The organism is Blautia wexlerae (assembly GCF_013300825.1).
Lineage (GTDB): Bacteria > Bacillota > Clostridia > Lachnospirales > Lachnospiraceae > Blautia_A > Blautia_A wexlerae_B.
The window spans coordinates 45487-59303 of record NZ_JAAIMY010000012.1 but is presented as its reverse complement, the minus strand read 5'-3'; the positions used below and the strand labels follow the sequence as shown (position 1 = coordinate 59303).

Here is a 13817-nt window from a genome sequence, read left to right as displayed (position 1 = left end):
ATAAATCACATTCTGCTTATACATATAGAAGATTGGAAAACCACTGCTGTTTTGAAGATACAAAATTTTTCTGTTTCTGCCCGTTAATCCAGCCGGTCTTTGATCCACATTTTAAGCGGATATAAAGTCTGCCCCCAGTGTATCTCCATTTTTGCACAACTGCTTTGTTTCCTTTTCGAAGAACAAAAGATGTTCCACCGCCTCCGCACTTTTTATATGCCCGAATTGATTTATTGGCTACAAGTGTACGATCACCATTATACATGCCATTATACATGGTACGATAATCAATTATTTTTCCATAACTGCTCGCAGGTTTTAACACACCATTTTTATAGATATATGTGTAGTCCAGCCTGCAGAAACCTATCGTCCAGCACATAACTTCATAGCGTACTTTCAGATTATTTCCGCTGTTGTCGATTACTTCACCGCGGGCATAATCTTTATAATCTCCAAAAGCCTTCGTCATATCTAACAGATATTTCCATCTACCATTTTTATATCTCAAAATACCATTTATAAATTTATGATCATTATCACTCGTGGCACTAAGATATAATAATGGTCTGGCATTATCAAAGATATATAATCTGGCTTTCAGGCTGAAAAATGGCATTTGCATATTTTTAAGTTTTATGTATTGCCCTTTTCCATTTACGCAAAGATAAACTGCATTATAATATCCATCACCAGTATAATAAGTATCCAGACTGACTGCCTTTACTGTAAAATTATCTTTTCTTCCATCACCGGTAACATCGTAATAGGTATATGCATAACCTGTTTTCAAATCTACCGGTATGGAACTGGCTGCACTGATAGGATGAGTTTTTATCAGACCCAGGCCCAGTATTAACATTATAAGTATTAGTGATAGTTGAAAGTTACATTTACTTCTTGCCATAGTTTCCTCCATATATTCATCTTGTGGTTTATTTTTCTATATACCAATATACTCCTAGTACATCGTTTTCGAAATAACTATACCACTCACTTGTCTGCGAATCCGATTGCACAGATAAAAAAGCCTCAGCGTAGCCCGCTACGCCTGCGTTTTTTTATCTGCACACTCGAATCCGCATCCTGCGCGATTGGTATAGTTATTTACGAAACGATGTACTAGAGAATTTATAATTATATCTAGATCTATATCCTGACCTTCTTTCTTACCATATAACTCCGCAATATAAATTGTAACATATTTTTGTCACATATTTTTCCCATTTACATAAATAACCATATTTTGCTACATATTTAGAGCATATCAAGTGGATATTCGCAATCCGCTTCGCTACGCAGCTCTACACCGGATAACTGCTCCGCAGTTTATCAAAGGGAGCTTGCATTCCCGTATCAGATGTCAGATATCTTTTCCATGTCTCATTGACATTCTGAATATAGCATTTTACAATATAATAAAGAAACCAAGCCGTATACATAATAAAAAGCCACTAAACAGAAAGGAGTCATTTCCATGGGACGATTTGTAAATTCCGGAAACAGTGCTTTTCAGGTTGCGCTGAATTCAGAAATCTATGTAGATAAAACCGGCTTGCTGGCATATACAAATAAAGTTATGGATACCACCGCGAAATTCATATGCAACAGTCGCCCCCGCAGGTTCGGGAAATCCATTACTGCCGATATGCTCACCGCATATTACTGTAAAGGCTGTAGTTCCGAAGAAATGTTCTCATCTCTGGAAATCGGTCAGGCACCTGATTTCACGAAATATTTAAATCAATATGATGTGATCCATCTGGATATTCAATGGTGTATGGAACCAGCCGGCGGTCCGGAGAATGTAGTTTCCTACATTACCGAGAAAACAATCCTGGAATTAAGGAATTATTACCCTGAAATTCTGCCTGACTCCATAAACTCTCTGCCTGAGGCTCTGTCCTGCATTAACACTGCCACTGGTCAAAAGTTCGTAGTAATTATTGATGAATGGGATGTTTTGATCCGAGATGCTTCTACCGACCTGGCAGTCCAGGAGGAATACATCAACTTTCTTCGCGGTATGTTCAAAGGTTCTGAACCTACCAAATATATCCAACTGGCTTACCTCACCGGGATTCTTCCAATCAAGAAAATCAAAACACAGTCAGCTCTGAACAATTTTGCGGAGTTTACAATGACTGACGCCAGGATTTTTTCCAAATATATTGGCTTTACGGAAGAAGAAGTACAAATGCTCTGTGAAAAATACCACCGGGATTTCTCCAAAATCAAACACTGGTATGACGGTTATCTACTGGAGCAATATCAGGTATACAATCCTAAAGCAGTAGTAGAATTGATGATCTGGAATAAATTCCAAAGTTACTGGTCGGATACCGGAACCTACGAAGCAATTGTGCCTCTGATCAATATGGATTTTGACGGACTCAAAACTGCCATTATCGAAATGTTGTCCGGTAATTCCGTAGAAATCGATCCTACGACTTTCCAGAATGATATGGTGAACTTTACCTGCAGAGATGATGTTCTTACCTGCCTGATCCATCTGGGTTATCTGGGTTATGATCAGGATACTCATTCTGCATTTGTTCCAAACGAAGAAATCCGTCAGGAACTTGCCAAAGCTGTTAAACGAAAGAAATGGAATGAATTTCTGACATTCCAGCAGGAATCCTCAGAGCTGCTGGATGCCACTCTGGACATGGACGCAGACACTGTGGCCAGATCCATTGAAAAAATACACAATGAATACGCTTCGGCTATTCAGTACAACAACGAAAACTCCCTCAGCAGCATTCTGTCCATCAGTTATCTCAGCACTATGCGGTATTATTTTAAACCCATACGTGAATTTCCTGCAGGCAGAGGTTTTACAGATTTTGTCTACCTTCCAAAGCCAGAATATTCCAGAGATTACCCTGCGCTTGTTGTTGAGTTAAAATGGAATCAAAATGCCCAGACCGCAATCCGGCAGATAAAAAACAGGCAGTACCCTGAGGCTGTTGTAAATTATACTGACAATATTTTGCTTGTTGGAATTTCTTATGATAAGAAGCAGAAAACGCATAATTGTGTAATCGAAAAATACTCCGAAAAATAACAAAGGGACTGATTGTCCTTTACGAAGAACATCTTACCGATTATCTATGCAAAAAAGAAAAGCAGGAATGGGAAGCTCTTGTAAGCTAACCCATTCCCACTCTCTGTCTATTCCTTCGTCATTTGTGTTATTGCCAGAAGTTTCCCGATACTTCCAATCACTTTATATATGTACATAATGATTTTCAGACAGTCATTCTTATATATTTTTCTTCTCCCATGGAAACAATACCGCTTTCACATATATTCTATATTCAGCGCTTGAAAGTACCAGGAATAATAATTTTTTTCACGTACAAAATTCTAAAACCGCTTCCTTGTTTCCATATCCTGATTGTATCACACAGACTCCCGAAATCGCATGCATTCACACAAACAACTATATTTCACTACATATTTAACCATTTTTTCCAATCTTCCTCACAGACAAATTGCATCCTGTCATTTTTTATAGTATGATTATTGGAAATACAATTCATTTTATCCATCTGTCATATCCGACAGATATTGTCACTGACATAAGAAACTACCACCACTTTAATCCAAAGGAGCTTAATCCAATTTTGAAACTTGCAATCTGCGAAGACAACCCTTCACATTATGAAATAATACATACTATTCTGCAAAAGTATCCTCCGGGAGCTTTTGAAATAACACATTTTATATCCGGTGATGAATTTCTCCGGGCTGCTGCTGAAAACGGATGCCCTTATTCCATTGTACTGACGGATATTGATCTTGGTTCTGACACCGTAAATGGTATCTCACTTGCAGAAAAGATCAACCATGTCAGCCCGGATACTCAGATCATTTTTATCAGCCAGTATCTGCAATATACTACCGCAGTATATGAGACAGAACACACTTACTTTATCCATAAACAGCAGATGGAAAAGTATCTTCCTCTGGCTCTGAGAACAGCGTGCCAGAAGCTTGAGAAACTGCATACACGATATCTGTATTTCTCCGGAAATTCACGCAATTATCAGGTGCTCTGCTCCGATATTCTTTATCTGGAGCGGAATCTGAGGCAGACCACGATCTATACCAGAACAGGGACATATACAACAAAAGAAAGACTGACAGCTCTTACAGAAAGAATGAAACCAGATTTCTGTCTCTGCCATAACAGCTTTGCCGTCAATCTTCATGCTGTACGTACTTACAGTCATAAGGGCATTGTACTTTCTGATAATACAGAGATCCCTGTCAGCAGATCTTATTACCAGCAGTTTAAGGACGCTTTTGCTTTCATGATGCTTGCCAGTCACAGAGAGGTGCAGTAAATGGGCAGTCATATGATCAATCTATTTTTGTGTATTCTATCCAGCCTTTATCTGTGTTTTGGACTGTTTTACTTTTACTGCAGGATCCTGCCCTGCAAACGCAAGATCTCACTTCCACTGTTTTTGTGTCTGTCAGTATTTATGGCATTGTTATTTTGGTTCAAGCGTGAATCACAGCATAATGGAATTACAATCGTATTTCAGCTTACAACATTTCTTGTAACACTTTTTTTATTCCAGGCATCTTTTATGAAAAAATTAGCTGTTTATTTTATTTTCCAGTTGCTGATAATCTGTCCGGAAATTTTATGTACCAGTGTTTTCATAGCACTTCATAATCTTTTTATACCGACCCATATCTATACTCCGCACAATCTGATATCCAGCTGTTCACCTGCAGAATATTTCATCATTGAACTCTCCAACATCCTGCTTGGCCTGTTTCTTCTCTGGAAAATATCAGAAATCCTGCGACAGTGTATAGATTATTTGAAAATACTCACCTTTTTACAACTGTTACTGCCACTGATCGCTCCTGTTTTTCTCAATGTTATAATTTCCCTTCAGGAAAAAAGCGTAACAGTTCTGGCTCTGAGCATCATTTACTGGATTATATGCATCGGCAGTTATCTGCTGTTTCTGCGTGCAGTCCGTTCTTTAGCCCAGCAGCACAGGGAATATTTACAGAAAAAAATGGAAATTGAGTTAATGAAAAAGCAGATAAACGATTCCGTTCAGTTAAGTAATGAATATGCCAGTCTCCGGAAATGGAATCATGATATTGAGAATCACATCATGTCTGTCATGTATCTGATGGATATGAAAAAATATAAGGAAGCAGAAACATATACCGCTTCTGTTCTGTCCAGGCTCAATTGCAGCCCAAAAGAAAAACAACCAGAGGAGGAGCAGTCATGAAAAAGAACTTTAAATTGATTCCTTTATTCCTCTTCCTCTTTGTATTCCAGCTGCTATATTTTCTGTCTACGATTTATACAGAAAAAATTGATCATATGTTTCTGATACTGGCAGTGTTTATGATCCTTATCTGTATTCTCTTATACCGCGTGCTTGCTGATGTGTTAAAGAAATCCAATGCTGAAATGGAACTGGCTTTTCTCCAAAAACAGAAACAATTAAAACAGGAACAGGATTACAGTCTTCAGATCCGCAGACAGGATACTCAGGATTTTCAGATCAAAACTGTGCAGGGACTTCAGGACTTCCAGTCACTCCTGGAACAGGGAAAATATGAGCAGACCGATACTGCCATCAGAAATCTGAATCAGACTTTTCAGAAGGAGCGTTTTCATCCCTACTGCCAAAATAACCTGTTGCAGGCAATCCTGGAAGGGAAACGGCTTCATGCAGAACAGGAACATATCCATGTATCCTATGAAATCCTTTTACCGGAAAAGATTTCCATTGATATAGCTGACCTGAGCAGTATATTTTTTAATCTTCTGGACAACGCTATCGAAGCTTGTAGCGCTTCCGGCAATCCTAATCCAGAAATCCGGCTGTCTGCAAACATTTCCAACGGATTTCTGACTGTGTATATGCACAATACCAAGAACCCGATGCAAACTTTTACACATAAGACTACGAAATCAGAACCGGGTTCTCATGGATATGGACTTTCTATTATTGAAGATATCTGCCAGAGATATAATGGCTCCTATCAGTGGATCGACCATAATGATACTTTTGATTCCATTGTCTTACTACAGATAAAAAATCTCTGAAAAAAGGAGGCGCTTTCCATGCCAGTTACTCCCACAATCGAAGTAGATGATACCCTGAAAGAACGAAGCTCTCACGGCTCCTTTGAGCTTCCCATAGAAACCTATACAGACAACTGCGAGATATTCCATTCTCTCTACAACCACTGGCATGACGAGATGGAACTGATTTATATTGAATCCGGCAGCGGACTGGTTCGTCTGAACAAAGAGATCCTCCGCGTCAAGGCCGGTGACCTGATCATTGTGAACCGTGGCGTTCTCCATGGCATAAAAACAGATCTGAAGAATATCCTTTATTTCCGGAGTATTGTTTTTGACCTGAACTTTCTGTCCAGTCCGGCGGGGGATTTATGTCAGGAACGTGTCATTTCCCTGCTGATGGAAAATCAGGCGGAATTTACCCATATTATTTCCAGACCTGATAACAATTACGGGAATATCTGCCTGCTTTTTGACAGAATCCATACCTGCCATAAAGAAAAAAAACCATATTATTTCGTAAAATTAAAGGCTCTGTTTTTCAGCTTTTTCTACGAAATGCTCATGGGAAATTACATCACTCCCGCAGATAAGGAAGAGAACAAAAGTCTTGCTTCTATTAAAAAGATCCTGGACTACATCAACCTCAATTATTCACAGTCACTGACCGCAGCAGAGCTTACTGCTCTCTCTAATTACAGCGAATACTACTTTATGAAACTGTTCAAGCAATATACAGGCAAGACTCTGATCGCCTATATCAATGACCTGCGCATTGAGAAAGCCAAGCCTATGCTTCTGCACTCCGACTCCTCTGTCACAGAGATCGCACTGGAAGTAGGCTTCAACAACACCAGCTATTTCATCAAAAAGTTCCAGCAGGCAACCGGAATGTCTCCTCACAAATTTCGCAGAAACCTGTCATAAAATCGCAATTTTGTTGTATTTTTTTGAATTGACTGCTGATATAGTTATAGATGTCAGCAAGAGAACTTCTCTTCCTGATATAAATCAAAAACAATACACTATTCAAAACTAAAAAATAAGCAATCTAACTCATAAAAAAACACATATTCATTTCAGAAAGGGAGATTACGATGGAAAATTTAGAAAAGCTCATCTATGACCTGTATAAGAAAAATGCACGCCAGTGCACAAATGAAGAAATTTACAACGCATTATTAATCTATACAAAAAATCAGCTCTTTGAAAAAGGCTATCAGGATGGAAAGAAGAAAATCTATTACATTTCCGCAGAGTTCCTGATCGGTAAATTATTATCCAATAACCTGATCAACCTGGGAATCTATGATGATGTTGCTGCATTCTTAAAAGAGAATGGAAAAGCCATCGCTGACATCGAAGAAGTTGAACCGGAACCATCTCTTGGAAACGGTGGTCTTGGACGTCTGGCAGCATGCTTCCTGGATTCCATCGCAACTCTCGGTCTTCCGGGCGAAGGTATTGGTCTGAATTATCATCTGGGTCTTTTCAAACAGCTCTTTGAGAACAGACTTCAGAAGGAAACTCCGAACCCATGGATTGAAGAACACAGCTGGCTTACACCTGCAGGTGTTTCCTATACTGTACCGTTCCGCGGATTCTCACTGAAATCTTCCCTGTACGATATCGACGTTGCAGGCTACAATAACAAATCCATTCATCTGCACTTATTTGACATTGATCTGGCAGATGAATCCATGGTTCACGATGGAATTTCCTTTAACAAAAAGGACATCCTTCACAACCTGACACTGTTCCTGTATCCGGATGACAGTGATGATGACGGACGTAAGCTCCGTATCTTCCAGCAGTACTTCATGGTATCCAATGCTGCTCAGTTCATCCTTGACGAAGCAACAAAAAAAGGCTGCAACCTGCATGACCTTGCAGACTACGCAGTGATCCAGATCAACGATACTCACCCAAGTATGGTCATTCCAGAACTGATCCGTCTCCTGACAGAGCGCGGAATCGACTTTGATGAAGCTGCTGAAATCGTATCCAAAGTATGTGCTTACACAAACCATACCATCCTTGCAGAAGCTCTGGAAAAATGGCCAATGGACTACCTTCTTGATGTAGTTCCTCACCTTGTACCGATCATCGAAAAACTGGATGAGAAAATCAAAGCAAAATATCCACAGGAAAATGTGGCAATCATCGACAAGAACAATCTGGTTCATATGGCACATATGGATATCCACTACGGATTCTCCATTAACGGTGTTGCTGCCCTGCATACAGAAATCCTGAAAACAAGCGAGCTGAAAGCTTTCTATGATATTTATCCGGAGAAATTCAATAACAAGACTAACGGTATCACATTCCGCCGCTGGTTAATGCACTGCAATCATCCGCTGACAGACTATATTACCTCCCTGATCGGTGATGAGTTTAAAACAAATGCAACTGCACTGGAAAATCTCCTGAAATATAAGGATGATGAAGCAGTTCTGAATAAGCTCCTTGAGATCAAAACAGAAGCTAAGAAAACCTGTAAAGAATTTATCCTGTCCAATACAGGTGTTGAAATTGATGAAAACAGCATTTATGATATCCAGATCAAACGTCTCCATGAGTACAAACGTCAGCAGTTAAATGCTCTGTACATCATCAGCAAATATCTGGAGATCAAGGGTGGAAAGAAACCATCTCAGCCTGTTACCTTTATCTTCGGTGCAAAAGCAGCTCCTGCTTATGTGATCGCAAAGGATATCATTCATCTTCTGCTCACACTTCAGGATCTTATCAAAGATGATCCGGAAGTTGCACCATACATGAAGCTTGTTATGGTTGAGAACTATAATGTATCTGCAGCTGAGAAATTATTCCCTGCATGCGATATTTCCGAGCAGATCTCCCTGGCTTCCAAAGAAGCAAGTGGTACAGGTAACATGAAGTTCATGCTGAACGGTGCTGTTACTCTGGGAACTATGGATGGCGCTAACGTTGAAATCAGCGAACTGGTTGGCAAAGATAACATCTATATCTTCGGTGAATCCAGTGAGAAAGTCATCGAACATTATGAGAAAGCAGACTACTGCTCCAGAGATATTTATGAAAATGACAAACACATCAAAGAATGTGTTGACTTCATCGTAAGCGAAAAGATGTTGGCACTTGGCCACAAAGAAAATCTGGAAAGACTGCACCACGAACTGGTAAGCAAAGACTGGTTTATGACACTGCTTGACTTCAACGATTATGTTGAGAAAAAAGATCAGGCACTGGCTGATTACGCAGACAGAAAAACATGGGCAAAGAAGATGCTGGTTAATATTGCAAAAGCCGGATTCTTCTCTTCTGACAGAACTATCGAGCAGTACAACAACGATATCTGGCATCTGACACCGGCAAAATAATCCAATAAAATTTATGATCATATAAATTCTGTAAAAAATTCAACAGCAGGCATTGTATATTCAATGGAATATACAGATGTCTGCTGTTTTATATTTGTCAGGTCATAAAAATCTCTCACTATGTTAATTTTAATCAAATCAGACTATAACTACGGCAACCGAATTCGAGCAAAATATACCGCTTTATATATCCTTGTAATAAGCTGGAGATATAACATCCGCCTCCTTGCAGGAGCATCCGTTCTCGTAACTGTCACAGCAGTCACAGTTTGAACAGTACATATGGGTATCCGGAATATAGAACAATCCTCCATAAAGCGGTGAGGTACGGAGTTCTTTTGACTCTTTCTTGCTGTTGGCAAAATGTATTCCATTAGAGATCAGCATATTTTCAGGTTCATACTGAGAGAAATCAAAATAATGTCCCTGCGTTCCATGATGGGGTACCTTGATACACCAGTAATGTTCATATAACGGCAATTTTCCATCATAGTTCTCTGCGATCATTTTCAAATGCTCAGGCTGTGCATCCCCGGTGAACAAAAGATTTAATTCCCCGTCTCTGGCATTCTGGAACACAATACTGATCTTATGCTTAAACTGCCGCAGATTTATCTGATTCTCATTCAGCCATGCCAGCAGTTTCTTAAAATCAGGAAGTGCTTTGATTCTGCGAAATTCACGTTCATACACATATGCCCGGATAATTTTCTGACGGACCTCCGGCTGTTCTGTCAGCTCAGATGCTGTTGAATCTGTTTCTTTTTCCACAGTTTCCGCCGGTTTATTGCCTTCAGCAGTCATAGACCATACGATCAGTCTCAGTTTCTCTGCAAATTCAAGCAGAATATCCATTACTTCTTTGAATTTCCCGTCTTCACAGATTCTGTTATAGACTTCGTCCGTCTCCTTCCGGATCACATCTGTATCCGGCCAGAGTGCCTGATATTTGTTTTCAAAAAGTTTTCCCCGGCTTAACAGTTCCACGTTCTGTTTGTTTTCCAGAAGTGCATCGACCAGTGCAAACAGGCTGACCTGACGGCTTGGCAGTCCGGACTCTTTTAACAAATCTGCCAGAAGCAGCAACACCAGTGTTCTGCTCATTTCTTTTTTTGAAAAAACATCGGGAAGATAAATTTTCCCAAAATCAACAGAAATATCTTTTTTCTTCATCATATAAAGAAGCCCTGACAGATGATCCATATGAAAATGTGTCAGAAGCAGATTTTTACTCTTGATTGTAGACAGATCTGAGATGATCACATCAAATATTTCTCTTCTGGGGTGCCCCTCTATCCTGCTGTTATTTGTTCCGAAATCTACCAGCAGACTCTTCTTTCTGTCTCGGAGACAGAAGCAGTCTCCGAAACCTACATTATACATTCGTACCTTCATTCTTTTCCCTCTTGTTTACAATGGTTGGTTTTATTTTAATATAGGGAAATTGGAAATGCAAGAGGGTGTTGTTTGTGTTATTATAGTATCATATGGTTACTGAGAACGGAGTAAACGGTAACTCATCCGAAATAAGAGGAAAGACAAACATAAAATATTAGCAGAATGGAGATAGAACACTTATGACAAAACAGGAACTGGCCCTTGAGGTCATTGAACGGTTAAAAAAGGAATATCCAGATGCGGACTGCACTCTGGATTATGATAATGCATGGAAATTACTGGTAAGTGTGCGTCTGGCTGCACAGTGTACAGATGCAAGAGTAAATGTAGTTGTACAGGATCTGTATGCAAAGTTCCCTACTGTAGAAGCTCTTGCAAATGCAGATGTTGCAGATATCGAAGCAATCGTACGTCCATGTGGTCTGGGTAAGAGTAAGGCAAGAGATATCAGTGCCTGTATGAAAATCCTCCATGAACAGTATCATGACAATGTTCCCGGGGATTTTGATGCTCTGCTGAAGCTTCCCGGAGTCGGAAGAAAGAGTGCCAATCTGATCATGGGAGATGTATTCGGCAAACCGGCGATCGTGACAGATACCCACTGTATCCGCCTCTCCAACCGCATCGGTCTGGTCGATAATATAAAAGAACCCAAGAAAGTAGAAATGGCTTTATGGAAGATTATCCCACCTGAAGAAGGCAATGATCTCTGTCACCGCCTGGTCAATCACGGCCGCGATGTCTGTACAGCACGTACCAAACCTTACTGTGACAGGTGCTGTCTGAATGATATCTGTGAAAAAAATGGTGTAGACAGCCATGAATAATTATTTTATACACATATAACCAAAATTGTTCATCCTATTATACACATTATCCCAAAGAAAATCCCCATCTCTGTGTTCCTTTAACTATAGCACTCCTCTAAAATAATGCATTTACGAGGACTGCTATAATTCAGCAGATGAGGACTTTCTTAATTTATATTTATAACTTTTATAGCTGTTCCAAACGCCAGGCAGATAAAATCATCCACTTCGCTATTTGCCTAAATGTGTTCCTCAAGACTTGCGAAAAAAAGTTCATAGAAATCGTCTTCCCCTGCAAGCTTCGGAGAATTTTCTCCTCCACCGTTGGTACTTCTTCGCATGGTAGCATAGAATTCTTCCCCTGCTGTGATCAGATCCATCTCATAAATCTGATATCCCAGTTCCCGGCACTTTGCGCAGAAAGCGGCAAGCGGCTGTTCTGCCTTTCTGGTGTCCATCAGTTCCTGCCAGATGTTACGGTCTTTCAGTGCTTTTTCTCTTAATTCGTCTAACATTGCTCCGATTTCCATAATAACCTTCCTCCTCTTATATACTTTTTAGTCAAGCGGATATTCGCAATCCGCTTCGCTACGTAGCCCTACACCGAATAACTATTCAGCATCTTCATTGATACGAGTCAGACTCTCTTGAAAATCAACTTTTCCATTTTCATGCAGAATCCCCGACTGAACAGTTACTTCATCAGTTCATAATAAAATATATACTGCTGCATCACGCCCCGGCAGCCCTTATAACGTCTGTTTGGAAATCCCCGTTTATAATGGGCATCCAATGCCTGGCGGATGTGAGTATCTACAGGAAACGCATCAAGCTGGTGCAGTCCGAAAAGACAGATACAGTCAGCTACTTTCTCACCAACTCCATACAGTCCCAGCAGTTCTTTTCGTGCAGCTTTATAAGTCATATCATGCAGGCTGTCAAGTGGAATATCTCCGAAACAAACTTTTCCGGCTGTATCCAGAACATATTTGGCTCTGTATCCCAGATTGCACTCCCGAAGCTGTTCTTCCGTTGCTAAAGCCAGTGCCTCTGCAGTCGGAAATGCATAATATTCTGCACCTGTACTGCTTATTTTTCTTACTCCAAATTCCCGGCTGATATTTTCAATACACTTCTTTATTCTTGTAATATTATTCTGTTGAGAAATCAGGAATGAAATAATCATCTCCCACAGGTCCTGCTGCAGAATGCGGATTCCGCTTCCCATCTCTCCTGCTGCTGTCAGATATTTATCCCTTGGATTGATCATATTTATATATTTACTGTAATCACAATCCAGATCAAAATACCTTATCCAAAAGAAGATGAAATCTTCTTCCGGGCAAGAGAAATTGACAATTCCCCGCTCCTGAGTCAGTTCCAAATATTTATCTCCTGCGATCACCCGGTAACGGTCATCACCAATCTGATCCATCCGAAAGCACTGCCCGGATCTGCAGATCTGTCCCAGGTTAAAGTTGTCCATCTCTATTGTCAACATAAACTAATCCTTGTTTACTATTCACACGCCACGTTACTGTAAACGGAGCGAACAGTAACGACCCTCTCTGTTCTAACTCATTTTTATCCTTGATGAATATATGAATGTATTATATACTATACTGAGTGAAAACGTAAACTAAAATTCATAAAATATGTAATCAAAATCCCCCCCTGCAATACGATTTTGAATATACATTATTACTATAGGATAGTCAGATCAGCAATTATCTGACAGAAGGGAGTTTTTATCATGAAATTTATATATCCGGCAGTATTCCGAAAAAATGAGGAGGGAAAATACAAGGCATTTTTTCCTGATCTGATATGCTGTGAAGCAGAAGGCGAAACACTTGATGACGCGATCGATAACGCAAATGAGGCAGCTTATAACTGGATCTATGCAGAAGTAATGGAGGATGAGATGGATCTTCCGGCGATTTCTGATGAGTCTGATCTGGATCTGCAGGAGGGAGATATTGTGAGAAATATTCAGGTCAATATCCGTATGTATGATGGCTGGGATGAATAATTATAAAAACAGCTCTTGTGGTAATCCATGCACATCTTGCATTTACAACAGTTCTGCAAAGTATGAAGGAATTGCTACAGTATTGTTATAATTACAGACTCACTGCTCCGTTATGTTATATTGACATTAACAATAAC

General features: G+C 39.9%; 12 protein-coding genes. 8 read left to right on the top strand and 4 right to left on the bottom strand.

Annotation, left to right across the window (positions count from 1 at the left end):
- Positions 1-16: 16 nt before the first annotated feature.
- Positions 17-862 carry a hypothetical protein gene (locus G4417_RS08055; RefSeq protein WP_173717674.1) on the bottom strand — a complete coding sequence of 282 codons (846 nt, stop codon included), beginning with the start codon at positions 860-862 and terminating at the stop codon, positions 17-19.
- A 615-nt stretch (positions 863-1477) separates the two neighbouring features.
- Between G4417_RS08055 and G4417_RS08050 the strand changes: the two genes are divergently transcribed.
- The 6 genes from G4417_RS08050 (at position 1478) to G4417_RS08025 (ending at position 9441) form a co-directional block, all read left to right on the top strand.
- On the top strand, positions 1478-3067 hold the full coding sequence (locus G4417_RS08050; RefSeq protein WP_173683259.1) for an AAA family ATPase: 1590 nt from the start codon (positions 1478-1480) through the stop codon (positions 3065-3067).
- 454 nt (positions 3068-3521) lie between these two features.
- The gene (locus tag G4417_RS08045) at positions 3522-4352 is read left to right on the top strand and encodes a LytR/AlgR family response regulator transcription factor (RefSeq protein ID WP_243872095.1); all 831 of its coding nucleotides are present in this window, start codon (positions 3522-3524) and stop codon (positions 4350-4352) included.
- 141 nt (positions 4353-4493) lie between these two features.
- Positions 4494-5270, top strand: coding sequence for a hypothetical protein (locus G4417_RS08040; RefSeq protein WP_173717673.1), 777 nt, complete (start codon positions 4494-4496; stop codon positions 5268-5270).
- Positions 5267-6097: an ATP-binding protein gene (locus G4417_RS08035; RefSeq protein ID WP_173683256.1), complete on the top strand. Its 831-nt coding sequence runs from the start codon at positions 5267-5269 to the stop codon at positions 6095-6097. Before G4417_RS08040 ends, G4417_RS08035 begins: the two co-directional genes overlap by 4 nt.
- A gap of 18 nt (positions 6098-6115) precedes the next feature.
- Positions 6116-7003, top strand: coding sequence for an AraC family transcriptional regulator (locus G4417_RS08030; RefSeq protein WP_173683255.1), 888 nt, complete (start codon positions 6116-6118; stop codon positions 7001-7003).
- A gap of 170 nt (positions 7004-7173) precedes the next feature.
- The gene (locus G4417_RS08025; RefSeq protein WP_118759005.1) at positions 7174-9441 is read left to right on the top strand and encodes a glycogen/starch/alpha-glucan phosphorylase; all 2268 of its coding nucleotides are present in this window, start codon (positions 7174-7176) and stop codon (positions 9439-9441) included.
- Between the two features lie 183 nt (positions 9442-9624).
- On the opposite strand, the gene G4417_RS08020 is transcribed toward G4417_RS08025, so the two are convergent.
- Complete coding sequence (locus G4417_RS08020; RefSeq protein ID WP_173683254.1) at positions 9625-10836, bottom strand: MBL fold metallo-hydrolase; 1212 nt, start codon at positions 10834-10836, stop codon at positions 9625-9627.
- Between the two features lie 182 nt (positions 10837-11018).
- Here G4417_RS08020 and G4417_RS08015 point away from each other — a divergent pair, with 182 nt between their 5' ends.
- Positions 11019-11666: an endonuclease III domain-containing protein gene (locus G4417_RS08015; protein ID WP_173683253.1), complete on the top strand. Its 648-nt coding sequence runs from the start codon at positions 11019-11021 to the stop codon at positions 11664-11666.
- A gap of 221 nt (positions 11667-11887) precedes the next feature.
- On the opposite strand, the gene G4417_RS08010 is transcribed toward G4417_RS08015, so the two are convergent.
- Both G4417_RS08010 and G4417_RS08005 read right to left on the bottom strand, forming a co-directional pair.
- Entirely contained in the window at positions 11888-12178 is a 291-nt protein-coding gene (locus tag G4417_RS08010; RefSeq protein WP_022380138.1) for a hypothetical protein, read from the bottom strand.
- Between the two features lie 164 nt (positions 12179-12342).
- Positions 12343-13149 (bottom strand): DNA-3-methyladenine glycosylase family protein, encoded by an 807-nt coding sequence (locus tag G4417_RS08005; protein ID WP_173683252.1) that lies wholly within the window; start codon positions 13147-13149, stop codon positions 12343-12345.
- A gap of 252 nt (positions 13150-13401) precedes the next feature.
- On the opposite strand from G4417_RS08005, the gene G4417_RS08000 reads away from it, so the two are divergent.
- Positions 13402-13680, top strand: coding sequence for a type II toxin-antitoxin system HicB family antitoxin (locus G4417_RS08000; RefSeq protein ID WP_173683251.1), 279 nt, complete (start codon positions 13402-13404; stop codon positions 13678-13680).
- Positions 13681-13817: the final 137 nt, after the last annotated feature.

What these genes read in the sequence shown, in the direction of transcription:
- G4417_RS08035 (WP_173683256.1), top strand. Translation starts at nt 5,267, where the DNA reads ATGAAAAAGAACTTTAAATTGATTCCTTTATTCCTCTTCCTCTTTGTA.
- G4417_RS08010 (WP_022380138.1), bottom strand. Translation starts at nt 12,178, where the DNA reads ATGGAAATCGGAGCAATGTTAGACGAATTAAGAGAAAAAGCACTGAAA.
- G4417_RS08000 (WP_173683251.1), top strand. Translation starts at nt 13,402, where the DNA reads ATGAAATTTATATATCCGGCAGTATTCCGAAAAAATGAGGAGGGAAAA.
- G4417_RS08050 (WP_173683259.1), top strand. Translation starts at nt 1,478, where the DNA reads ATGGGACGATTTGTAAATTCCGGAAACAGTGCTTTTCAGGTTGCGCTG.
- G4417_RS08055 (WP_173717674.1), bottom strand. Translation starts at nt 862, where the DNA reads ATGTTAATACTGGGCCTGGGTCTGATAAAAACTCATCCTATCAGTGCA.
- G4417_RS08030 (WP_173683255.1), top strand. Translation starts at nt 6,116, where the DNA reads ATGCCAGTTACTCCCACAATCGAAGTAGATGATACCCTGAAAGAACGA.
- G4417_RS08005 (WP_173683252.1), bottom strand. Translation starts at nt 13,149, where the DNA reads ATGTTGACAATAGAGATGGACAACTTTAACCTGGGACAGATCTGCAGA.
- G4417_RS08020 (WP_173683254.1), bottom strand. Translation starts at nt 10,836, where the DNA reads ATGAAGGTACGAATGTATAATGTAGGTTTCGGAGACTGCTTCTGTCTC.
- G4417_RS08045 (WP_243872095.1), top strand. Translation starts at nt 3,522, where the DNA reads ATGATTATTGGAAATACAATTCATTTTATCCATCTGTCATATCCGACA.
- G4417_RS08040 (WP_173717673.1), top strand. Translation starts at nt 4,494, where the DNA reads ATGGCATTGTTATTTTGGTTCAAGCGTGAATCACAGCATAATGGAATT.
- G4417_RS08025 (WP_118759005.1), top strand. Translation starts at nt 7,174, where the DNA reads ATGGAAAATTTAGAAAAGCTCATCTATGACCTGTATAAGAAAAATGCA.
- G4417_RS08015 (WP_173683253.1), top strand. Translation starts at nt 11,019, where the DNA reads ATGACAAAACAGGAACTGGCCCTTGAGGTCATTGAACGGTTAAAAAAG.